The organism is Klebsiella sp. JN_Kp122, assembly GCF_040062085.1.
GTDB classification, from domain to species: Bacteria; Pseudomonadota; Gammaproteobacteria; order Enterobacterales; family Enterobacteriaceae; genus Klebsiella; species Klebsiella aerogenes.
In genome coordinates this window covers 121400-142250 of the sequence record NZ_JBEAHW010000018.1, presented here as the reverse complement: position 1 = coordinate 142250, position 20851 = coordinate 121400, and the positions used below count along the sequence as shown (strand labels likewise).

Sequence of the window (20851 nt, the reverse complement as noted above, 5' to 3'; positions counted from 1 at the left end):
TCTACGTCTACGCGTAGCGCCTAAGGGAGAAAGATATGAGCCAGAAATTAAAAGTCGTGACTATCGGCGGCGGCAGCAGCTATACCCCGGAATTACTGGAAGGTTTCCTCAAACGCTATCATGAGCTGCCGGTAACGGAACTGTGGCTGGTGGACGTGGAAGAGGGGCAGGAAAAGCTCGATATCATCCATGCACTGTGCCAGCGGATGGTGGAAAAAGCCGGCGTGCCGATGAAAGTCTACAAAACTCTCGATCGCCGCGCGGCGCTGGAAGGGGCGGATTTCGTCACCACGCAACTGCGCGTTGGCCAGCTGAAAGCGCGTGAAAAAGATGAACGTATCCCGCTAAGCCATGGCTATCTTGGCCAGGAAACCAACGGTGCGGGCGGTCTGTTTAAAGGTCTGCGTACCATCCCGGTGATTTTCGATATCGTCAAAGATGTGCAGGAAATTTGCCCCGATGCGTGGATCATTAACTTTACCAACCCTGCGGGTATGGTCACCGAGGCGGTATACCGCCATACCAATTTCAAACGCTTTATCGGCGTGTGCAACATTCCAATCGGTATGAAGATGTTTATTACCGATGTGCTGCAACTGAGTCCGAGCGATGAGTTGAATATCGATCTGTTCGGTCTCAACCACCTGGTGTTCGTTCGCGATGTGCTGGTCAATGGCGTGTCGCGCTTCGATGAACTGCTGGACGGCGTGGCTTCTGGCCGTCTGACCGCGAACTCGGTGAAAAATATCTTCGACCTGCCGTTTAGCGAAGGGCTGATTCGCTCACTGCGCCTGATCCCATGCTCATATCTGCTTTATTACTTCAAGCCGAAAGAGATGCTGGCGATTGAGATGGGCGAGTACTACAAAGGCGGCGCGCGCGCTCAGGTCGTACAGAAGGTTGAAAAGCAGCTGTTCGAACTGTACAAAAATCCGGATCTGAACATTAAGCCGAGGGAGCTTGAGCAGCGCGGCGGCGCTTACTACTCTGATGCCGCCTGCGAGGTGATTAACGCCATCTACAATGATAAACAGGCCGAGCACTATGTGAATATTCCGCACCATGGCCATGTTGATAATATTCCGGCCGACTGGGCGGTAGAAATGACCTGCACGCTGGGCCGCGACGGCGCGAAGCCCACGCCGCGAATCACGCATTTTGATGAAAAAGTGTTGGGGCTGATTTATACCATCAAAGGCTTTGAAGTGGCGGCCAGCCAGGCGGCAATGAGCGGTGAGCTCAATGATGTGCTGCTGGCGCTCAATTTAAGCCCGCTGATTCATTCAGATCGTGATGCCGAGCAGTTGGCGCGGGAGATGATCCTCGCCCATGAGAAGTGGCTGCCGAACTTTGCAGCGACTATCGAAAAACTGAAACAGTAACGGGAGCGGCCGATGGAACGCGTATTGATCGTTAACGCCGATGATTATGGCCTGAGCAAAGGGCAGAATTACGGCATTATCGAAGCCTGCAAGAATGGACTGGTGACATCGACTACGGCGTTGGTCAACGGCGCGGCTATCGGCCACGCCGCCCAATTAAGCCGTAGCCTGCCTGAGCTGGCGGTGGGCATGCACTTTGTGTTGACACTGGGCGAGCCATTATCGGCGATGCCGGGGTTAACCCGCGACGGGCGGTTGGGCAAATGGATTTGGCAGATGGCGGAAGAGGACAGCCTGCCGCTGGATGAGATCGCCCACGAACTGGAGTGTCAGTACCGGCGTTTTATCGAACTGTTTGGTTGCGAACCAACGCATATCGACAGCCACCACCATGTGCATATGATCGCGCAGATCTATCCCATTGTCGCCGCCTTTGCGCGCGAAAAGGGCGTCGCTTTGCGTATCGATCGTCAGGTGGCGGCGCTGAATGGCCTCGACCAGGGTGCGGCGCGCAGTAGCGATGGCTTCAGCAGCGAATTTTACGGTGAAGCGGTTTCACAAGCGCTGTTCCTGCAGACGCTGGATGCGTCGATTGAACGGCAGGAAAACTCGCTGGAAGTGATGTGTCATCCGGCATTTGTCGATAACACCATTATGTGCAGCGCTTACTGCTATCCGCGGCTGACCGAACTGGACGTGCTGACGTCCGGCGAACTGAAGTACGCTATTGCGGAACGTGGCTACTGGCTCGGAAACTATCGCGACGTATAAAGAGAGGAAAGCCCGGCAGCCATAACTGCCGGGCTTTTTGTTACGCGGGTATGGCCGCAACTTTACTGCTTCTTGACCAGACGCGATGCGCGGCCAGTAGCGTCAGCAGTTTATCGACGCTAAGCGTGTTAATCGCGTCGCATTCGATAACCCCTTCTTCACCCGTAGCGGGCACCTGTAGCAGCGAACTAAACTGCCGCGCATCGCCCGCCAGTAAAATGGGCTTCAGATGCTTATAGGCTTCCAGCAGATAATAGCGGGCATCGCCGTTATCGCTGATGCTGCTCAGATTGCCGCCGGGAACGATAACCGCATCAACCGTCAACGACGGCGAGCCGGCGAAGGTTCCGGCGATCGGTAGCTGCGATCCATCATCGGCGCTGATTTCGCCCATACGCGAATAGAGCAGTTTGCTGTGGACGCCTCTGGCCTGCAGCGCTTGCAACAGGTTGAGTACATCCTGCGCACAGGTCTTCTCGTTGAGTAAAACCGCGACAATTCGTCCTTTTACGTCGCCATCGACATCGGCGTAAAGGCTGAGGGTCGGGTCTTTCTCCACGCCGTTAACCGGCGCTGGCGGGGCAATATTCCGCTGCTCATCGCTGAGTTCGATACCGAGATTGTTGGCTACCGCTTCCGCCAGCCCGATATCAATATGCGCCAGATGATCGACCACCCGCTCGCGGATCCAAACTCTGACCACTTTGCTCAGCTCAAAACTAAAGCCGCCGATAATGTGCTGCTGTTCAATCGGCGTCTGGCTGAGCCAGAAAAGGCGAGGATGGGCGTAGTATTCGCCAAACGAGGGACTGCGGTTACGGATTTTCTCGCCATCAACGCGTTCCGCCAGCGATTCAAAGCCGCCGCGTTTCGGCGCCGGCGGCGTTTCACGGGGCCAGTTATCGTTGATAGAGTTGGGTTCATAGTTTGCCGGATTGGTATCAATCTCCATTCGGTGCATGCCGTCACGCTGGAAATTATGATACGGGCAGGTAGGGCGGTTAATCGGAATTTCGTGGAAATTTGGCCCGCCGAGGCGGCTAATTTGCGTATCAGTATAGGAGAAGAGTCGCCCTTGTAACAGCGGATCGTTACTAAAATCGATACCCGGCACAATATGACCCGGATGGAATGCCGCCTGTTCGTTCTCAGCGAAGAAGTTGTCGGGGTTACGGTTAAGCACCATTTTGCCGACTCGTTGAACGGGCACCAGCGCTTCCGGAATGAGCTTGGTCGGATCCAGCAGATCGAAGTCAAAATTGAACTCGTTTTCCTCCGGAATTAACTGCAGGCCGAGCTCGAATTCCGGATAATCGCCAGCCTCGATGGCTTCCCACAGATCGCGGCGATGGAAGTCCGGATCGCGGCCTGTTAATTTCTGCGCCTCATCCCATACCAGTGATGCTTTACCGGCCACCGGCTTCCAGTGGAAGCGCACAAAGGTAGCCTTCCCTTCGGCGTTAATCAGGCGGAAGGTATGAATACCGAAACCTTCCATCGTGCGATAGCTGCGCGGCAGGCCGCGGTCGGACATCGCCCACATGACGTTATGCAGCGTTTCCGGCTGTAGCGAAACATAATCCCAGAAGGTGTCATGGGCGCTTTGTCCCTGCGGGATTGCCCAGTGCGGTTCGGGTTTCACCGCATGGACAAAGTCAGGAAATTTAATCGCATCCTGGATAAAGAAAATTGGCGTGTTGTTGCCCACCAGGTCGAAAATGCCCTCTTCGGTATAGAATTTGGTGGCGAAGCCGCGGATATCGCGCACGGTATCGGCTGAACCCGCGCCGCCCTGAACGGTGGAGAAGCGGACAAAAACGGGGGTGATTTTTTCCGGCGCGGACAGAAAATCGGCTTTGGTAATCTCTTTCAGGCTTTTGTAAGGCTGGAAATAGCCGTGTGCGGCGGAACCGCGAGCATGAACGATACGCTCGGGAATGCGTTCATGGTCAAAGTGGGTAATTTTCTCACGTAAGATAAAATCTTCCAGCAACGTTGGCCCGCGGTTGCCGGCGCGCAACGAGTTTTGATCGTCGGCGATGCGTACCCCCTGATTGGTGGTCAGCGGAAAGTTTTCACCACCTTTACGCTGCGGCTCGAGGGTATCTAATTTTATGCTGTGAGTATCCGGCGCTTTCAGGCTACCCGGCGCCGTCGGCTCCTCCCCGGGCGCGGTTGGCTGGGGGGTAGGGCGCCACTCGCGGTCTTCCGGCGCCAGTGAATCGAGGCCCGGTTTTGCTTCATCACTATCATGTACCGGAGCCTGTCGGCTGTGTGGGTCGTGGTGCTTATCTGACATCTGCTCGTCTCCTGCTTTCATTGCTAAAAGTGGTCGTTGCTAAACCAAAACCCTTCTAACTATAGAACATTGTGCTGAGGATGCTGCTCAGGCAGGAATAGAGTTATCCTAAAATGCGCATCGTGCCAGGAGGGGCGACGAAAAGGGGGGCAATCGGCTATGATAGGGGTTTATGTTCCCGCTTTGCTTAGTGAATCCATCTGTTATGAAATCATTGCGCCAACAAAATCGCCCTATCATTAGCTACGTGCCGCGCGTCGAGCCTGCGCCGCCGGATCATGCCGTTAAAATGGACCATTTTCGCGATGTCTGGATATTGCGGGGCAAATATGTCGCCTTTGTACTGATGGGCGAGCGTTTCCGCCGCTCGCCGGCGTTCACCGTGCCGGAATCGGCGCAGCGCTGGGCTAATCAGATTCGCCAGGAAGGTGAAATAGAGGCATGACCTCATAGGAAAATAAAAAAGCCGCTGAAATTCAGCGGCTTTTTTGTGGCTGTTAACGTTAGCGATGCGCCAGTTCGGCGTCTTCTTCGCTATCGAGGATGGCTTTATCCGTCTGGCGCAGCCACTGACTGGTCAGCGTGCCGGCGGTCATTGAACCGTTAACGTTGAGGGCTGTACGGCCCATATCAATCAGTGGCTCGACGGAAATCAGCAGTGCGACCAGCGTGACCGGCAGACCCATCGCCGGCAGCACGATCAAGGCCGCGAAGGTGGCGCCGCCGCCAACGCCGGCTACGCCCGCGGAGCTCACGGTGACGATACCCACGAGGGTGGCAATCCACATTGGATCCAACGGGTTGATGCCAACGGTCGGGGCTACCATTACCGCCAGCATTGCCGGATAGATACCGGCGCAGCCGTTCTGACCAATCGTCGCGCCGAATGAGGCGGAGAAGCTGGCAATGGATTCCGGTACGCCCAGACGGCGCGTCTGCGCTTCCACGTTCAGCGGAATAGAAGCCGCGCTGGAACGGCTGGTAAAGGCGAAGGTAATCACCGGCCAGACTTTACGGAAATACTTCAGCGGACTGACGCCATTGACGGCTAACAGCAGACCGTGCACCACAAACATGATGCCCAGCGCGATGTAAGAAGCCACTACGAAACCGCCGAGCTTGATGATGTCGTGCAGGTTGGAGCCGGCAACCACTTTGGTCATCAGCGCCAGCACGCCGTATGGGGTCAGCTGCATCACCAGACGCACCAGCTTCATCACCCAGCCCTGCAGCGTGTCGATGGCGGTCAGGACGCGTTGGCCTTTCTCCACATCGTCTTTCAGCAGCTTCAGCGCCGCGACGCCAAGGAACGCCGAGAAGATAACGATACTGATGATCGAGGTCGGGTTCGCGCCGGTCAGATCGGCAAACGGGTTTTTCGGCACAAACGACAGGATCAGCTGCGGAACGCTCAGATCTGATACTTTACCGACATAGTTGCTCTGGATGGCGTTCAGACGGGCGGTTTCCGCGCTGCCCTGCACCAGGCCTTCAGCGGTGAGGCCAAACAGGTTGGTCACCAGTACGCCGACCAGCGCGGCGATAAGGGTGGTGAACAACAGCGTACCGATGCTCAGGAAACTGATTTTACCCAGCTGAGAGGCATTGTGCAGGCGCGCCACCGCGCTCAAAATGGAGGCGAAGACCAGCGGCATAACGATCATCTGCAGCAGTTGCACATAGCCGTTACCGACGATATTGAACCACTGAATAGAATCTTTCAGAACCTGGCTGTCGGAGCCGTAAACCAGCTGCAGGCCGAGACCAAAGATAACGCCGATAACGAGACCGACCAGTACTTTTTTAGCGAGGCTCCACTGTTTGTGGCGGGTTTGAGCCAGCGCAAACAGTAAAACCGCGAACACGACAACGTTCGCTATTAATGGAAAATTCATCCCCGTTCTCCTGATATCTTGTTACCTGGGTTGGTCTGAAACCAACTCTTATGGCGCCAAGAGTAGCAGAAGGCCTTATGGCTTTCTTATACTCAAATGGAATGGGTTATAACCAAAAAAACATTTGGCGTATTTATCGTTCAGCCTGATGGTTAATAAAGCGATTAAAGGTTATTTGCAGCGAATTAATCATATTGGATGACCAGCGCACGGCGCTATTTTCGGCCATGCTTTGCGGCATCCAGACGGCGTAAATGAACAGCGCCATGCACAGCGCGCGCTCGAGCTGATTGCCTTTGCGCGGCGCGAGGATCGGTAGGCGGAACCGCCAGCGGCAGGGCCACAGCAGCGGTACGCCGGCCGGGGTGAGCATATCGGCGAGTATATGACTGAGGTAGCCGAGTACTAAACCCTGCAGCGCATCGGCCGGGATAATCCAGCTCTCCGGCACTTTAAGATAGAACAGCGCCAGCGCGCCGAATACCGCCAGCAGGCTGTGGGTAAAACCGCGATGGCCGAAGGCGCGGGCTACCGGTTTGGAAACCCAGCTTAAACGTTGGCCGAGGAAAGATTTCGGATGGTCGATATCGGGCAGCAGGCAGGTCAGCACGGCGGAAGGAACGATATGCCACCAGTCCCCCTGCGCCAGCACGGGGGTTAATTCTGCATTTTTTGCAAATACCGCACAGGCGATAGAAAAGAAGAGGTGGCCTTCCGCCGTCATGATAAAAACCCTAAACTGTCAATTCATACAGTATAGGGTTTTTATACAGTATACGGAAGAGGTGACGGTGTAACTCTTTGTCACAAGGTTGACACATTTTGACGACGCCAATGTCAGCGCAAGCCGCTTAGCCGCGCAGGTCTGCTACCGTCAGCTGCTGCAGAGACGTCAGTTTCACATCGGCCAGTACAAAACGCGGATCGCGGCTGTTTTCTGCTTCCGGAACCACAATTGAGCGCATTCGCGCCGCTTTGCTGGCGATCATGCCGTTAACAGAATCCTCCAGCGCCACGCAAGACATCGGTGCGATGCCAAGCTTAGCGGCGCAATCGAGATAGACCTGGGGGTGAGGTTTGCTGTATGGCAGATGTTCGGCGGAAGCCAGCGCGTCAAACTGGTCGCGTAGTTCAAACATTTCCAGCACTTTTTCCAGCATATGCAGCGGCGACGCCGAAGCGAGACCGATTTTTAGTCCCTGGGCTTTACACAGCGCCACGGCTTCACGCACGCCGGGCAGCAACGGCCGTGACTCCTCGACCAGTTGAATGGCGCGGCGGATAATGCTGGCGGTTACCTCTGCGCGGTCCGGGCCTCGCCAGGGCTGTTGCGCAAACCACAAATCGACCACCAGGTCGATGCGCAGCCCCAGCAGGTCCGGCAATTCATCACGGCGGCTAATATCCACTCCGAGGCTGTCCAGTACCTCCAGCTCTGCGCGGTCCCATAGCGGCTCTGAATCGATAAGCAGGCCATCCATATCGAAAATAGCGGCAAGAATCTGGCGCTTCGCTGACATAAGTTCCTCTCCATTGGCGTAAGTAGATAACGAAATTGTCCATATGGTATATCATACCGCGCTGAAGCAGGCGAAATTCGCTGACGAAGATAGACTTATACCTGACTCTATGGCGGCATGGAGAGTCTGGCGTTTTAAACAAGGGGAACTCATGACGTATCAACAAGCTGGACGCATTGCGGTCATTAAACGCATTTTGGGATGGGTCATCTTCATTCCAGCCGTGCTGTCTACGCTGATTTCCGTACTGAAATTTATGTACGAGCATAGCGAAAAGAAACCGGGTATTGATGCGGTGATGATGGATTTCGCCCACCTGATGATTGAGATGGTGCGTTTTAATACGCCGTTCCTGAATTTCTTCTGGTACAACTCGCCGCTGCCGGAGTTCAAACATGCGTTGAACATCGGTTTCTGGATTATCTACGCGCTGGTGTTTGTTGGCATGGCGTTGCAGGCTTCCGGCGCGCGGATGGGCCGCCAGGCGAAGTTTCTACGCGAAGGGGTGGAAGATCAGTTGATTCTGGAACAGGCTAAAGGAGCGGAAGGTCTGTCTCGTGAACAGCTTGCCGAACGTATTGTCGTACCGCGTCATACCATCCTGAAGCAGTATTTTACGCTTTACGTGCTGCCGATTGTGGTGATTGTGATTGGCTATGTTTTCTTCTCATTGCTTGGATTCCTGTAAATAGACAAACGGCCCGGGTAACCGGGCCATTTATCATTCGGCAGGAAGCGCTCGCGGCTTGCCTTCATTGTCTACCGCCACATAAATAAACAGGGCTTCCGTTGCCTTATAACGCTGGCCCAGCGGTTCCGTCGATACTTTTTTCACCCATACCTCAATATTAATGGTGATTGAGGTGTTACCGCGTTTTACGCAGCGGGCATAGCAGCACACGACATCGCCAACGGCGACCGGGCGTAAAAAAGTCATACCATCAACACGGACGGTCACAACGCGGCCGCGGGCAATCTCTTTGGCCATAATCGCGCCGCCGATATCCATCTGCGACATCAACCAGCCGCCAAAAATATCGCCGTTCGCGTTGGTATCCGCCGGCATGGCCAGGGTGCGTAAAACCAATTCGCCCTTCGGGGCGAGATCTGTTGTTGTCATTCTATACTCTGTACTAGTCAAAGAAGATCAGGCGCGATGCTACTATGAAAACGGCGCAGAGAGAATAGGGGAATACGCCCGTCGGTACGGGCGTCGGCTATTTAGAAACTTAGGGTGACGCCGGCGTAATAGGCGCGCCCCGGCTCGTTGTAGGTTGAAGCGCCGGCATTCTCGCGATAAATCTGCTTATCAAACAGGTTACTGATACCAGCGTTCAGGCGGATATCTTTCATCAACTGATAGTTGCCGCCGATCCCCACTATCGAATAAGCGCCGACTTCATTGGTGGCGAGAACCCCGGTCTCGTTGCGAATTTCCGCGTACTGACGCGGCTTTTGACGACCATACATCGTCCAGTTTATGTTAGCCGACAGTTTGCTGTTTACCTGCCAGTCAAGCATGGTATTGATAGTATATTTCGGGATCACCGACAGCGGATTGCCGGTATCTTTACTTTCCGATTTAATCATCCAGGTCGCGTTGGTGCGCCAGTTCAGGGTGTCGGTAATCAATGGGATCAGCACAGTCCCTTCCAGTCCTTCCACTACGGCTTTACCGCCGTTCTGCCACTGTAGAATGTTGTTGCCGCTGGAAGTGTAGCCGAGCACCTCGGTGCCGGAGACGATTTTGTTTTTGTAATCATTACGGAACCAGGTGATCCCGGCGTTATAGCCGCCGGCGTTGAATTCCAGCCCAAGCTCTTTATTGATGCTGATTTCCGGATCCAGATCCGGGTTGCCGAGCAGATAGCAACTGCCTGTTGCAATGGCGTTCGGGCATCCGTTGCCGCGGGTGGAGAGCAGATAACCTTCGCTGGATTGATATAAATTCGGTGCTTTAAATACCCGTGCGATACCGGCTTTGACTTTAAACCACTCACCTAATGCCTGCGAAAGGTTGAGGCTTGGGCTCCAGTTACTGCCGAACTGGTTGTGGTAATCGAAACGCAGGCCGGGAATGATGTTAGTTCCCGGCGTGGCTTCGATATTATCTTCCAGGTAGATCCCGGTTAACGTAGCGCTGTTTTTGCTACTACGATCGGCGGCGTTGCCGCTGGTGCCGGCGATGGTTTCACCGCTCACGTCTGTGGCCTGCATTGACGCCGGGTCGTTAAGTTCGTCGCGGTTCCACTCCATGCCAAGCGTCAATGTCTGATCTGCCAACCAATAGAAAGGAATGTTTAACTCGCCTGTGGAGCGCCATGATTCCAGACGGCTGGTGGCGTATTCATCGCTATTGATCATCCCCTCGACGCGGCCGGTTGATCCTTCCTGCAGGCGGGTATTATTGGTTTTTTCATAATAAACGCCGGCTTTTGACTGTCCCCAATCCCAAATTCCGTTATAGGTTAGCCCCCACGACTGGCGATACAGGCGGTTGGTCTCATGGCCGTAGAGTGAATCAACCAGGCCATTGGGGCTAAGGTTGCCGTTACTGTACTGGGTATCGCCGGCATAAATATTGCCCTGGCGGCTGTAGGCATAGTTGAAATCGAGGATCTGTTGTGGGGTCATTTTCCACGACAGCAGGGCGTTAATATCTTTATTACGCACGCCTTCGCGACCGGCGGCGTATGAGCCATTCTGCGCATGGTTGATATCCCAGGCGTCAGCATCGGTTTTATTGATGTTGCCGTACAAACGCATGGTGAGGGCATCGCCTGCCAGCGGCCCGCTGAGGTTAAAGTTGGCCCGGTTGGTGGCGCCTTCTTTGTTATTCTCCGGTTGATTGGTGAAGAACGACAGTGAGCCGTGCCAGTCGTTGGTTGGTCGTTTGGTAATGATATTCACCACGCCGCCGGCCGCGCCGGACCCATAGCGGGCCGCAGCGGGTCCGCGCAGGACTTCAATTCGTTCAACCATTTCAGCGGGTACCCAATTACTATCACCGCGGGTATCGCGTTCACCGCGCCAGCTGTAACGTACCGAATTTCGTGAGGTAACCGGTACGCCATCGATCAAAATCAGCGTGTTTTCGGGGCCCATCCCGCGAATGTCGATTTGACGGTTGTTACCGCGGCTACCGCTGGCGCTGTTGCCGGTCAGATTCACGCCGGGCATCTTACGGATGATTTCTGACAGGTCATTCACCGGCGGCTCTTTGGCAATATCGTCGGCAGTGATAATCGAAACGCCGGGCTGTTGTTTTAACGCTTCTTCGGCGGTGCTGTAGACCACCATGGTTTCAGTATCCTGTTCGGCTTCTTCGGCCAAACTCTCCGCTGAAAAGAAGCTGGCGATAATGAAGGTAAGGGGAGCGAGGGGGAATGCGGTGTTCGTTCTCATTGTAAATATCCGTATCAAAATAAAACAAGAACGTGAATATTAATAATAATCATTATCATTACAATCAGGCGAGACGAAACTTCATCAAATCCTCACAATTGGCGCAATTTTTCCTGTTTGATGAAGAAAGCGTGAAGGCGAGCCGTTGGGGAATGGCGTAATAAGAGGTGGCTTACCCACTCTTTCGGAAGTTAAATTTGAACTGAACGGGATAGGAGGTAGAGAAAAGAAATGAAAAGCACAAGGGAGGCGGTACGCGCCGGCCAGCGCGTACCGTTAAGAGGTATTAGTGCTTATCGTCCTGCGGCATGTGGCGGTAGATATAGACGCCGCTCAATAGGGTAAAGACCAGGGTCAATGCCGTTAAACCGAAGACTTTGAAGTTGACCCAGATATTCTGCGGCAGCCAGAACGCGATGTAGATATTGGCCAGCCCGCAGAGAATAAAGAACAGCGCCCAGGCCAGATTCAGCCGTGACCACACCTGCTGCGGCAGCGTCAGCTCTTTGCCAAGCATGCGTTGGATAAGCGGTTTTTTCATTACCCACTGGCTGAACAGCAGGGCGCCAGCAAACAGGGCGTAGATGACGGTCACTTTCCACTTAATGAATTCATCGTTGTGGAAGAAGATAGTCAGACCGCCGAAGACGGCGACCAGCACAAAAGTGATCAGCGCCATCTTTTCAACTTTACGATAGCGCACCCAGCTATAAATGAGGACCACCGCGGTGGCGACGATCAGCGCGGTGGTTGCGGCGTAGATATCGTAAATCTTATAAAAAGCGAAGAAGACTACGAGCGGTAAAAAATCGAGAAACTGCTTCATACATCAATTCCGTCGTTCAGGAAGGGCCGGAATACCCGGCCCAGATTAAAGTTAGTTGCGAATAAGCATATACAAGCGGAACAAATAGATCAGCAACAGCGCAGAGAACAGATTGCTGATGGTATTAATGACCACGGCGGCGACGTTTGGCGACAGCGTTGCGAAGCTTGAAGCAAGCAGCAGCAGCGCCGTTTTTGCCAGCAGCCAGCCGAGTACCGCTGGCGCCACCAGACGCATATTAGCCCACGCCAGACGCATACTGCCGCGCATTGCGCTAAAGATGCCGATTTTATCCTGCACCAGCATCACCGGCGCGAACGCCAGGACAATCGCCAGCAGCACGCCCGGCACCAGCACCAGCATCATCCCCATCTGTACCACGAAGGTGGTGAACAGGATAAGCAGCAACAGCTTCGGCAGAACCGGCGCCGCGGCGCCGATCGCCCGCAGCGCGCTGACGCGATGCCCGGCGGAGATCAGCTGGATCAGCAACAGTACGCCGCCGACGAGGATGGCATTCCCCACCAGCCCCGAGAAGGTTGAGGCAGCCGACGCGCGCAGCAAGATCTGCTGCTGTTCCGGCGTCATGTTCTGCACCAGCTCAAACAAGCCGGCGCTGCCCGCCAGGTTATCGCCCTCGCTGAGGATCGATAACTGCTCGTCACTGGGCGAAAAGGCATGGCCAATGACTACCGTGATGAACGCGCATAACAACGCAATCAGCAGAATAGTAACGAACTGATTACGAAAAAAATTCCCCGTGTCACGGTAGACGGACTTCGCCGTGATAGACATGCATTCTCCTTGAGTCTTGCAGGTGTTTTAACTAGCCGGGGATTGTACCGCAAAACGTGGTTGGGTAGCAGTCTCTGCCGCTGTCACGGTAAGTATATCTTTGTAAAGAGTTCCCAGCGGCGGCAGGCCGTAGCGGGCACGGGCGCGATCGCACGCTTCGTTGAGTTCGCCGCCTTCGCCTGACATAGCAAACTCGCGGCAGGGGGAAGGCCGCTGATGATAGATGGTGCAGTGTACCGATTCGCCGATTTCGCCGCTTAAGGCTGTGCAGCGGCTTTGTCGCTGATTGGTGCCGCTCATGCAGCGCAGAAAAGGGGTAAGGGGTTCGGTGAGCTGCGTAGGTACCACGCCGCCGGCGTCGTCGGCTTCAGCCCAATAGAAGGAGACTCGAAAATACGCACAACAGGCACCGCACGTCATGCACGGGTTGATTTCACTCATAATTACACCTGAAAAAAACGCATCAACACAAATTGTCGGCAATTAAATTAGCTATCCGCACGATCGGCGACAAGAGGGGGACGCAAAAATTTTTCTCACGGGTAAAAATTGATGTAAGGACAAATCAGAACGTTACTGAGTGCTGCAAAAATTAATCTGGATCAATAAATGTTAAATCTAATGGCCTGGTGTGATCTAAAACAGATCAAAACTAACTCATTGTAGGTATATTTGCTGCCGCTGATAAAAACCATAATGGGGACATGGATATGAAGAAAATTGCAGCGGCGGCATTGATCTTAGGTACGCTTTCTGGTGGTAGCGCCTGGGCGCATGAAGCGGGGGAGTTTTTTATTCGCGCGGGTTCGGCGACGGTTCGCCCGACTGAGGGTTCTGACAACGTACTGGGTAGTCTCGGCGGTTTTAACGTCAGTAATAACACCCAGTTAGGTTTAACCTTTACCTATATGGCGACCGACAATATCGGTATCGAACTGCTGGCGGCAACGCCGTTCCGCCACAAGGTCGGTACCGGGCCGACCGGCACCATCGCCACCGTACACCAGTTGCCGCCGACGCTGATGGCGCAGTGGTACTTTGGCGATGCGCAAAGCAAAGTGCGCCCGTATGTCGGCGCCGGTATTAACTATACAACCTTCTTTAACAATGATTTCAACGATACCGGTAAGGACGCCGGGCTTTCCGACCTGAGCCTGAAGGATTCATGGGGCGCGGCAGGACAGGTTGGCCTGGATTATCTGATTGACCGCAATTGGCTGCTGAACATGTCAGTGTGGTACATGGATATCGACACCGACGTGAAATTTAAAGCTAACGGAGAGAATCAGACCGTCAGTACCCGTCTGGACCCGTGGGTGTTTATGTTCTCTGCCGGTTATCGGTTCTAATGGTTTAAAAAAACTGGCCGTTCGCGGCCAGTTTTATCCTCTTCAGACCAACCGATGGGCGTGCAGTTTGGCGCTTTCCATAATGCTATCCATTATCACCTGCACGCGATGCGGCAACACGCCTCGTTGACGATAAATCAACCACGCCTGCATATTCACGCCGCGTTCTCGTGGCAGACAGGGCTGTAGCGTACCCGCTTCTAATTCCGCCGCGACGGAGTAAAAAGGGGCATATACGATGCCCAGGCCCTGCTTGGCAAGCTCGATAGCCGGCAAAATGTTATCGCATACGCTGGAACCGTTGACCTCTACCTGAATACTCTCACCCGCGGCGTTATAGCAATGCCAACTGTTGCGGATCCCGCCCAACGTACGCAAAGTGATGCAGCGGTGCTGCGCAAGCTCATCAACATCGTGCAGGGGCGACTGCACAATATAATCCGCGCAGGCAAACAGCCCCATGCGAAAGCGAGTGAGTGGCCTTGCGATCAGGCTTTCGTCCTGCGGTTGGAAAAAGCTAATCAGCAGATCGCAATCGCTATCAAAAAGCGTCCCGTGTTTCTGTTCGCGCTCGTCGGGATTGCGGGTGAGAATATTGACGGTTAATTCCGGCGCCGAACGTAGCACCGGCGGCAAAAGGTATCGGGCAAGGAAAGCCTGAATGCCGATCGGCGCGCCGAGCGTCACCATGCCGTTGAGGCTGCGTTTCCAGGTACCGGACATATCAAGCAGATCATTATGCTTATCCAGCAGAATATCCGCCCGGCGCAGGAACTGCTCGCCAAACTCGCTCAGGATTAACGCCCGTGGATGGCGGATAAAGATCTCCAGCCCCAGGCGCCGTTCCAGCGCATTCAGCGCCCGCGACACATTCGACTGCGGCATGTCCAGTAGTTGGGCGGCTTTGCTCACGCTTGCCGTTTCGGCAATCATGCGAACGATGCGGAGTTCGTCAATGCGCAGGTCTTTTTCTTTCACAAGGTTGGTTCTTTTGGTTTGCTATATCAAAAATGATATACATCTTTGCCGTCATTGTCATATGACTTCTGGCGAGTAGCTGGGTATTATTTGCGTGGATTATTTATTACAGCCGAAAAATATAGAGAAATAATTCGATGAAAATAACAACAATGGCTGCGTTATCTGCAATGTTGCTGCTGGCGGCGTGCGCTTCCAGCGTAACCGAAAAAGAAAAACATATTGAATATGACGATATTATCAAGGGACTATCGGTTTCGGCGGAAGAGATATTATACCGGAAAGATAAAAGTACTGATTTTTACCGTTATCAATATTTGGTCTATCAGTCGGAAAATGATTATTCCCGGCACAGCCGCACTATTACAGTGAGTGGCATTGCTAATTATAAAACAGCGTAGTTAGTACGGTTTACCTTTTTTATTACCAGGTGTTATTATGTTTCTCGACTACTTCGCCTTAGGCGTGTTAATTGCCGTGTTTTTAATTTTATTTTACGGCATTATTATTATTCATGATATTCCCTATTTATTGGCCAAGAAACGCCAGCATCCTCACCAGGATGCAATTCATGTCGCCGGCTGGGTGAGCCTGTTCACCCTACATGCGATTTGGCCGCTGTTGTGGATCTGGGCGACACTGTATCGCCCCGAGCGCGGGTGGGGAATGGCGCATAAATTCGAAGATAACGCCGAAATGCATCAGCGAATCAGGCAACTTGAAAGCGAGCTCAAGCGTCTGCAGGAACAACAGATAACTGTTACGACAAACTCGTCAAATAAACGCTGAGGCCAATGTATGGATTTACTCATTATTCTGAGCTATGTGGCATTGGCCTATGGCGTATTTAAAATTTTCCGTATCCCGGTTAATAAATGGACGGTGCCAACGGCAGTCCTTGGCGGCGTGTTTATTGTCGGCGCGCTAATTCTGACCATGAATTATAATCACCCGTATACCGACCGCGCGCAAAAAATAGCATTGTCGATTCCGATTGTGCCGCAGGTGTCGGGGGCCATCGTAGAAGTTACCGATAAAACGAATGTGTTATTACGCAAAGGCGAGGTGCTGTTTCGTCTTGATGATAGCCGTTATCGTGCGCGACTGAATAAACTGGAGGCGGATCTTAGTGCCGCCGAAGCGGATATCAGAACCCGGAAAGCGGCATTAAGTGAAGCCGCCGCCAACGTCCAGCAGATGACGGCGGAATATGAACGCGCCCGTCAGGATTATCAGCGCTATGCGAAAGGCGCGTCGATGCCGGTAAATCCTTTTTCCGAGCAGGATGTGAATCACGCCGAGCAGCAATATCAAGCGCAATCTGCGGCCCTGCGGGCGGCTAAAGCCCAGTATCAACAGCAGTTCGAAAGACTTTCGGCGCGTTTCAATGGCGAGGATGCGCAAATCGCCAGCCTGAAATCGCAGATTGCCGAGGCGCGTTATGACCTTGAACAGACGGTATTCCGCGCGCCCAGCGATGGTTATGTCACTCAGGTGCTGGCGCGTCCGGGAACCACGGCAGTTCGTCTGCCGTTCAAACCGGTGATGATTTTTATTCCGCAGCAGAAACGCCAGGTGGTGGCGGTATTTCGCCAGAACGCCATCCTGCGCCTGGAGCAGGGGGACGAGGCAGAGGTTGTGTTTAATGGCTTACCGGGGCAGGTGTATGCCGGCAAGGTCACAAAGGTACTGCCAACCATTCCCGACGGCAGTTACCAGGCGAGCGGCGCATTACAGGGTTTAAGCGCCACGCCTGGTCGGGAAGGGGTTTATGTGATGATTGACCTGGCGGCGAGCCGCGATCTTGCCCATTTACCGGATGGGGTCAGTGCCCAGGCGGCGGTGTATACCGACCATTTTGCCCACGTGTCGGTGATGCGTAAGGTGCTGTTACGGATGACCAGCTGGTTGCATTATCTGTATCTCGACCACTAAAAGCTGAAGTTGAATCAAAAAAAAGCCCGCGATAAACGCGGGCAAAAATACTGGAAGCAATGTGAGCAATGTCGTACCGAATACCTGAGTTGTTCACTCAACTATTCGGTAATGAGAAAGATAATATTTCTCATTTAAGATATCAACCCCAGAGTTTGTGCGGAGGCGCATTTTTTTAATCAAGGGTGAAAACCGTGCGTTTCTGGCTGTTATCACGCGGCCATGCCGCAGCGACATCGCGGAGCGGTAGCGGCGTGGTGGCGATGGTAAAATGACCGGGAACCGCCGCCTGCAGCATCTCCCCGGTTGCCGCCAGCAGTTGTGGCATGCTCAGGCTGCCGATGCCGCTACCCATGAGCTGTAGCGGCGCGGCGCGAAGCACCGCGCCATTTAATCTGATATCCGCTCCGGCAAGAGAACCCACCTGCACATAACGTACCGGCTTATCGCCGGGGGTATATTTCGCCAGTATAGGCAGCAGCAACTCTGCGCTGCGGCCCCACAAATAATCCACAACCACATCGATTTGCCCGGCGCTGGCGGTGGCAAACTGCGCATTTAGCGTCTGCTCATCGGCCGTTAAGTTAATGCATTCATCGGCTGCGAGGGCGGTCAGCGCTTGCGCATTGCGCCCGGTGGCAATGATTTTTTTCGCACCGAGGTAGCGGGCAATCTGCACCGCCAGCTGCCCGGCGCTGCCGGTGGCGCCGTTAATCAGTACCGTTTCGCCGGCCTGAAACTGCGCCCGTTTGACAAGCGCAGCCCAGGCAGACATGCCCGGATTGGCCATGGCCGCGGCGCTGATGTCATCAAGTGCATCCGGCAGCGGCAGGCAATTCTGCAGCGCGACCGGCGCGCGTTGCGCCATACTGCCGAACGGCGCGCTGGGGAAAGCAAAAGAGACGCGCTGGCCGTCAGAGGTCATACCGACGCCATCGATACCGACGACAAACGGCAGCGTGCCGTCAAAACTATAATGACGTCCCGATGCCCGGCCCTTAACTACGTGGCTAATGGCGGCGGCGCGAACGTCGATCAGCGTGTGTCCGGCTGCAGGCTGCGGTTCGCTAAAATCGGCCCATATCGGGCCTTCGCTAAGATCAAATACCACGGCGGCTTTCATAACATTATCCCCTGATGATAATTATGTGTAATATGCACATATTCTTCAGGAGCACTATACGCGGTTAACTAATATATGCAAGATGCACATAATAATTACGACATCACCGACTTTCACGGCGCGCTGTTAGATATCATCAGCGTGATGAATCAACCGCTGCGCGATGAGCAGATATTACAGGCGGCAGGGGTACAGCTTGAACAGATGCTCTTCCCACTACTGGTGGCGGTAGGGCGCTATGGCCCGGTGGGGGTAGTTGAGCTGGCGGATCATTTAGGCCGCGATTACACCACCGTCAGCCGGCAGGTGAAAAAGCTCGAGGCTCAGGGCCTTGCCTGCAAGCAGGCCAATGCCAAAGACCGGCGGATTAGCGAGGTGACGCTTAGCGAAAAGGGGCAGCGGATGATCGACGCTATTGCCGTTGCGCGGCGGCGGTTAATGAATCAGGTGCTGGCTGGATGGTCAGAAGATGAGGTGCTGGCGCTGTTTCGCTTAACGCGAAAATACGCCAACAGCCTGCAGCGGAAATAGCCGCCCGGCGTGAGGCCGGGCGACAAAGGGTCAGGCGGTTTTGGTCGCTGCTTTCAAACTGCGCACGAAGGTTTTTAGCTCTGCGAGCATGTTCTGCGGCTGCTCAAGATTGCGCTCGATAATCTTGACGATGGCCGAGCCGGATATTGCCCCGGCGGCACCGGCGTCAATGGCGGCGGAAACCTGCTCCGGCGCCGAGATGCCAAAGCCCTGCAGCGGCGGCGCGGCGTTATATTCCGCCAGTTTTTCAATCAGATGATGTAGCGGCAGCGCGGCGCGGTTTTCCGCGCCTGTCACGCCAGCGCGCGATAGCAGGTAGGTATAGCCGCGGCCATAGGAGGCAATCTGGCGCAGTAAATCGTCATCGGCATTTGGCGGGCAGATGAAAATCGGCGCAATGTTATGACGCAGGGCGGCCTGGCGGAACGGGGCGGACTCTTCGACCGGCACGTCGGCGACCAGCACGGAATCCACGCCGACACGCGCGCATTCGGCGTAGAACTCATCAATCCCCGGGCTGAACACCAGGTTCGCGTACATCAAAAGGCCGATTGGGATTGTCGGATGCTTGTGGCGGATCGCCGCCAGCATTTCGAAGCACTGCGCCGGGGTGACGCCGGCGGCAAAAGCGCGCAATGTGGCACCCTGAATCGTCGGGCCGTCGGCCAGCGGGTCGGAGAAGGGGATCCCCAATTCCAGCGCATCGGCGCCGGCTTCAATCAGCGCATCGATGATTTTCAGCGACTGTTCCGGCCCCGGATCGCCGAGGGTGACGAAGGGAACAAAGGCGCCTTCCTGGCGGTTTTTTAACTGTGCAAATAGCGTCTCGTAACGTTCCATCAGATTTCCCCTCGCGCTTTCAAAATGTCGTGTACGGTGAAGATGTCTTTATCGCCGCGGCCAGACAGGTTAACCACCAGCAACTGCTCTTTATCCGGGTTCTCGCGCATCATCTTCAGCGCGTGCGCCAGAGCGTGGGACGACTCCAGCGCCGGGATAATGCCTTCATGGCGGGAGAGCGCTTTAAAGGCATCCAGCGCTTCGTTGTCGGTAATTGACACATACTCGGCGCGCCCGGTGCTGTTAAGGAACGCATGCTGCGGACCCACTGACGGGAAATCCAGCCCGGCGGAGATAGAATAAGATTCTTCGATCTGCCCGTCGGAAGTTTGCATCATCGGCGACTTCATGCCGAAGTAAATGCCGACGCGACCGTGCTTCAGCGGCGCGCCGTGCTCGCCGGTTTCGATACCGTGGCCGGCAGGCTCGACGCCAATCAGGCCAACGCGGGATTCATCAATGAAATCAGCGAACATGCCGATGGCGTTAGAACCACCGCCAACGCAGGCGATCACCGCGTCCGGCAGGCGTCCTTCTTTCTCAAGGATCTGCGCTTTGGTTTCTTCGCCGATCATGCGCTGGAATTCACGCACGATAGTCGGGAATGGATGCGGGCCAGCGGCAGTGCCGAGCATGTAGTGCGCCTTCTCGTAGCTGCCGGACCAGTCGCGCAGCGCTTCGTTACAGGCATCTTTCAGGGTGGCGGAACCGCTGTGCACTGGAATGACCTCCGCACCCATCAGGCGCATGCGGAAGACGTTCGGCGACTGGCGCTCGACGTCTTTGGCGCCCATATAGATGCGGCATTTCAGACCGAGCAGGGCGCTGGCCAGCGCCGAGGCGACACCGTGTTGGCCGGCGCCGGTTTCGGCGATAATTTCCGTTTTGCCCATACGTTTGGCCAGTAGCGCCTGGCCCAGCACCTGGTTGGTTTTGTGCGCGCCGCCGTGGAGCAGGTCTTCACGCTTGAGGTACAGCGTGGTGCGGGTGCCTTCGGTCAGATTGCGGCATTTGGTCAGCGCCGTCGGACGACCCGCGTAGTTTTTCAGCAGGTCGGTGAATTCAGCCTGAAATTCAGGATCTTTTTGCGCGCTGACGAAAGCTTCTTCCAGCTGGCGCAGGGCGGGCATCAGGATCTGCGGAACGTACATACCGCCGAATTCGCCGAAATACGGGTTCAGTAAAGTGCTCATTATTGCATT

Annotated in this window: 22 protein-coding genes; 9 read left to right on the top strand and 13 right to left on the bottom strand. The window is 54.6% G+C overall.

All coding sequences use genetic code 11. The annotated features are described in order from the left end of the window. Positions 1-35: 35 nt before the first annotated feature. Together ABLU78_RS07055 and chbG are read left to right on the top strand one after the other, a co-directional pair. Positions 36-1382 carry a 6-phospho-beta-glucosidase gene (locus ABLU78_RS07055; protein ID WP_015705761.1) on the top strand — a complete coding sequence of 449 codons (1347 nt, stop codon included), beginning with the start codon at positions 36-38 and terminating at the stop codon, positions 1380-1382. Positions 1383-1394: 12 nt separating this feature from the next. Then, entirely contained in the window at positions 1395-2153 is a 759-nt protein-coding gene (gene chbG / locus ABLU78_RS07050; RefSeq protein ID WP_015705760.1) for a chitin disaccharide deacetylase, read from the top strand. Between the two features lie 40 nt (positions 2154-2193). Here the strand turns inward: chbG and katE are convergent, their stop codons facing one another. After that, on the bottom strand, positions 2194-4452 hold the full coding sequence (gene katE / locus ABLU78_RS07045) for a catalase HPII (protein ID WP_048228874.1): 2259 nt from the start codon (positions 4450-4452) through the stop codon (positions 2194-2196). A 172-nt stretch (positions 4453-4624) separates the two neighbouring features. Here katE and cedA point away from each other — a divergent pair, with 172 nt between their 5' ends. Next, positions 4625-4897: a cell division activator CedA gene (gene cedA, locus ABLU78_RS07040; protein WP_071596072.1), complete on the top strand. Its 273-nt coding sequence runs from the start codon at positions 4625-4627 to the stop codon at positions 4895-4897. A gap of 58 nt (positions 4898-4955) precedes the next feature. Here the strand turns inward: cedA and ABLU78_RS07035 are convergent, their stop codons facing one another. From ABLU78_RS07035 to hxpB, 3 genes are all read right to left on the bottom strand, one after another. After that, positions 4956-6347 carry an L-cystine transporter gene (locus tag ABLU78_RS07035; RefSeq protein ID WP_015366191.1) on the bottom strand — a complete coding sequence of 464 codons (1392 nt, stop codon included), beginning with the start codon at positions 6345-6347 and terminating at the stop codon, positions 4956-4958. 133 nt (positions 6348-6480) lie between these two features. Then, positions 6481-7071, bottom strand: a complete 591-nt coding sequence (locus ABLU78_RS07030) for a metal-dependent hydrolase (RefSeq protein ID WP_015705758.1) — start codon at positions 7069-7071, stop codon at positions 6481-6483. 127 nt (positions 7072-7198) lie between these two features. After that, positions 7199-7867 (bottom strand): hexitol phosphatase HxpB, encoded by a 669-nt coding sequence (hxpB, locus tag ABLU78_RS07025; RefSeq protein WP_015366193.1) that lies wholly within the window; start codon positions 7865-7867, stop codon positions 7199-7201. A gap of 151 nt (positions 7868-8018) precedes the next feature. On the opposite strand from hxpB, the gene ABLU78_RS07020 reads away from it, so the two are divergent. Next, a complete protein-coding gene (locus ABLU78_RS07020; protein WP_015705757.1) occupies positions 8019-8555 on the top strand; it encodes a YniB family protein in 537 nt (178 codons plus the stop codon). A gap of 33 nt (positions 8556-8588) precedes the next feature. Here ABLU78_RS07020 and yciA read toward each other — a convergent pair whose 3' ends face one another. The 5 genes from yciA to ABLU78_RS06995 all read right to left on the bottom strand — a co-directional run bounded on the left by yciA (position 8589) and on the right by ABLU78_RS06995 (position 13334). Continuing rightward, positions 8589-8987: an acyl-CoA thioester hydrolase YciA gene (gene yciA / locus ABLU78_RS07015; protein WP_015705756.1), complete on the bottom strand. Its 399-nt coding sequence runs from the start codon at positions 8985-8987 to the stop codon at positions 8589-8591. 101 nt (positions 8988-9088) lie between these two features. After that, positions 9089-11272, bottom strand: coding sequence for a TonB-dependent siderophore receptor (locus ABLU78_RS07010; protein ID WP_015705755.1), 2184 nt, complete (start codon positions 11270-11272; stop codon positions 9089-9091). Positions 11273-11558: 286 nt separating this feature from the next. Continuing rightward, positions 11559-12098: a septation protein A gene (locus tag ABLU78_RS07005; RefSeq protein ID WP_015366196.1), complete on the bottom strand. Its 540-nt coding sequence runs from the start codon at positions 12096-12098 to the stop codon at positions 11559-11561. A gap of 51 nt (positions 12099-12149) precedes the next feature. Then, positions 12150-12893, bottom strand: a complete 744-nt coding sequence (locus ABLU78_RS07000; protein WP_015366197.1) for a YciC family protein — start codon at positions 12891-12893, stop codon at positions 12150-12152. A gap of 27 nt (positions 12894-12920) precedes the next feature. Then, entirely contained in the window at positions 12921-13334 is a 414-nt protein-coding gene (locus tag ABLU78_RS06995; RefSeq protein ID WP_015366198.1) for a YkgJ family cysteine cluster protein, read from the bottom strand. A 269-nt stretch (positions 13335-13603) separates the two neighbouring features. Here ABLU78_RS06995 and ompW point away from each other — a divergent pair, with 269 nt between their 5' ends. Continuing rightward, the gene (gene ompW, locus ABLU78_RS06990; RefSeq protein ID WP_015705753.1) at positions 13604-14242 is read left to right on the top strand and encodes an outer membrane protein OmpW; all 639 of its coding nucleotides are present in this window, start codon (positions 13604-13606) and stop codon (positions 14240-14242) included. Positions 14243-14284: 42 nt separating this feature from the next. Here the strand turns inward: ompW and ABLU78_RS06985 are convergent, their stop codons facing one another. Next, on the bottom strand, positions 14285-15220 hold the full coding sequence (locus tag ABLU78_RS06985; protein ID WP_015366200.1) for a LysR family transcriptional regulator: 936 nt from the start codon (positions 15218-15220) through the stop codon (positions 14285-14287). 137 nt (positions 15221-15357) lie between these two features. Between ABLU78_RS06985 and ABLU78_RS06980 the strand changes: the two genes are divergently transcribed. Genes ABLU78_RS06980 through ABLU78_RS06970 form a run of 3 tightly spaced genes read left to right on the top strand, consistent with a single transcriptional unit; the run spans position 15358 to position 17155 of the window. After that, a complete protein-coding gene (locus tag ABLU78_RS06980; RefSeq protein WP_047057946.1) occupies positions 15358-15621 on the top strand; it encodes a hypothetical protein in 264 nt (87 codons plus the stop codon). 37 nt (positions 15622-15658) lie between these two features. Beyond that, positions 15659-16009 carry a DUF3302 domain-containing protein gene (locus tag ABLU78_RS06975; protein ID WP_015705750.1) on the top strand — a complete coding sequence of 117 codons (351 nt, stop codon included), beginning with the start codon at positions 15659-15661 and terminating at the stop codon, positions 16007-16009. A gap of 9 nt (positions 16010-16018) precedes the next feature. Next, complete coding sequence (locus ABLU78_RS06970; RefSeq protein WP_015705749.1) at positions 16019-17155, top strand: HlyD family secretion protein; 1137 nt, start codon at positions 16019-16021, stop codon at positions 17153-17155. Between the two features lie 175 nt (positions 17156-17330). Here ABLU78_RS06970 and ABLU78_RS06965 read toward each other — a convergent pair whose 3' ends face one another. Beyond that, on the bottom strand, positions 17331-18278 hold the full coding sequence (locus tag ABLU78_RS06965) for a zinc-binding alcohol dehydrogenase family protein (protein WP_048228873.1): 948 nt from the start codon (positions 18276-18278) through the stop codon (positions 17331-17333). Positions 18279-18353: 75 nt separating this feature from the next. Here ABLU78_RS06965 and ABLU78_RS06960 point away from each other — a divergent pair, with 75 nt between their 5' ends. Next, positions 18354-18809 (top strand): MarR family transcriptional regulator, encoded by a 456-nt coding sequence (locus ABLU78_RS06960; protein ID WP_015705747.1) that lies wholly within the window; start codon positions 18354-18356, stop codon positions 18807-18809. Between the two features lie 30 nt (positions 18810-18839). Here ABLU78_RS06960 and trpA read toward each other — a convergent pair whose 3' ends face one another. Further along, the gene (gene trpA / locus ABLU78_RS06955; protein WP_015705746.1) at positions 18840-19649 is read right to left on the bottom strand and encodes a tryptophan synthase subunit alpha; all 810 of its coding nucleotides are present in this window, start codon (positions 19647-19649) and stop codon (positions 18840-18842) included. Next, the gene (trpB, locus tag ABLU78_RS06950; protein ID WP_015366207.1) at positions 19649-20842 is read right to left on the bottom strand and encodes a tryptophan synthase subunit beta; all 1194 of its coding nucleotides are present in this window, start codon (positions 20840-20842) and stop codon (positions 19649-19651) included. Before trpB ends, trpA begins: the two co-directional genes overlap by 1 nt. Between the last annotated feature and the right edge of the window lie 9 nt (positions 20843-20851).

Coding starts and splice junctions, on each gene's coding strand:
- ABLU78_RS07020 (WP_015705757.1), top strand. CDS start 8,019: ATGACGTATCAACAAGCTGGACGCATTGCGGTCATTAAACGCATTTTG.
- ABLU78_RS06965 (WP_048228873.1), bottom strand. CDS start 18,278: ATGAAAGCCGCCGTGGTATTTGATCTTAGCGAAGGCCCGATATGGGCC.
- ABLU78_RS07030 (WP_015705758.1), bottom strand. CDS start 7,071: ATGACGGCGGAAGGCCACCTCTTCTTTTCTATCGCCTGTGCGGTATTT.
- ABLU78_RS07010 (WP_015705755.1), bottom strand. CDS start 11,272: ATGAGAACGAACACCGCATTCCCCCTCGCTCCCCTTACCTTCATTATC.
- ABLU78_RS06960 (WP_015705747.1), top strand. CDS start 18,354: ATGCAAGATGCACATAATAATTACGACATCACCGACTTTCACGGCGCG.
- ABLU78_RS07055 (WP_015705761.1), top strand. CDS start 36: ATGAGCCAGAAATTAAAAGTCGTGACTATCGGCGGCGGCAGCAGCTAT.
- ABLU78_RS06980 (WP_047057946.1), top strand. CDS start 15,358: ATGAAAATAACAACAATGGCTGCGTTATCTGCAATGTTGCTGCTGGCG.
- ABLU78_RS06995 (WP_015366198.1), bottom strand. CDS start 13,334: ATGAGTGAAATCAACCCGTGCATGACGTGCGGTGCCTGTTGTGCGTAT.
- ABLU78_RS07005 (WP_015366196.1), bottom strand. CDS start 12,098: ATGAAGCAGTTTCTCGATTTTTTACCGCTCGTAGTCTTCTTCGCTTTT.
- yciA (WP_015705756.1), bottom strand. CDS start 8,987: ATGACAACAACAGATCTCGCCCCGAAGGGCGAATTGGTTTTACGCACC.
- ABLU78_RS07000 (WP_015366197.1), bottom strand. CDS start 12,893: ATGTCTATCACGGCGAAGTCCGTCTACCGTGACACGGGGAATTTTTTT.
- ompW (WP_015705753.1), top strand. CDS start 13,604: ATGAAGAAAATTGCAGCGGCGGCATTGATCTTAGGTACGCTTTCTGGT.
- katE (WP_048228874.1), bottom strand. CDS start 4,452: ATGTCAGATAAGCACCACGACCCACACAGCCGACAGGCTCCGGTACAT.
- cedA (WP_071596072.1), top strand. CDS start 4,625: ATGTTCCCGCTTTGCTTAGTGAATCCATCTGTTATGAAATCATTGCGC.
- ABLU78_RS06970 (WP_015705749.1), top strand. CDS start 16,019: ATGGATTTACTCATTATTCTGAGCTATGTGGCATTGGCCTATGGCGTA.
- hxpB (WP_015366193.1), bottom strand. CDS start 7,867: ATGTCAGCGAAGCGCCAGATTCTTGCCGCTATTTTCGATATGGATGGC.
- ABLU78_RS06975 (WP_015705750.1), top strand. CDS start 15,659: ATGTTTCTCGACTACTTCGCCTTAGGCGTGTTAATTGCCGTGTTTTTA.
- trpB (WP_015366207.1), bottom strand. CDS start 20,842: ATGAGCACTTTACTGAACCCGTATTTCGGCGAATTCGGCGGTATGTAC.
- trpA (WP_015705746.1), bottom strand. CDS start 19,649: ATGGAACGTTACGAGACGCTATTTGCACAGTTAAAAAACCGCCAGGAA.
- ABLU78_RS07035 (WP_015366191.1), bottom strand. CDS start 6,347: ATGAATTTTCCATTAATAGCGAACGTTGTCGTGTTCGCGGTTTTACTG.
- chbG (WP_015705760.1), top strand. CDS start 1,395: ATGGAACGCGTATTGATCGTTAACGCCGATGATTATGGCCTGAGCAAA.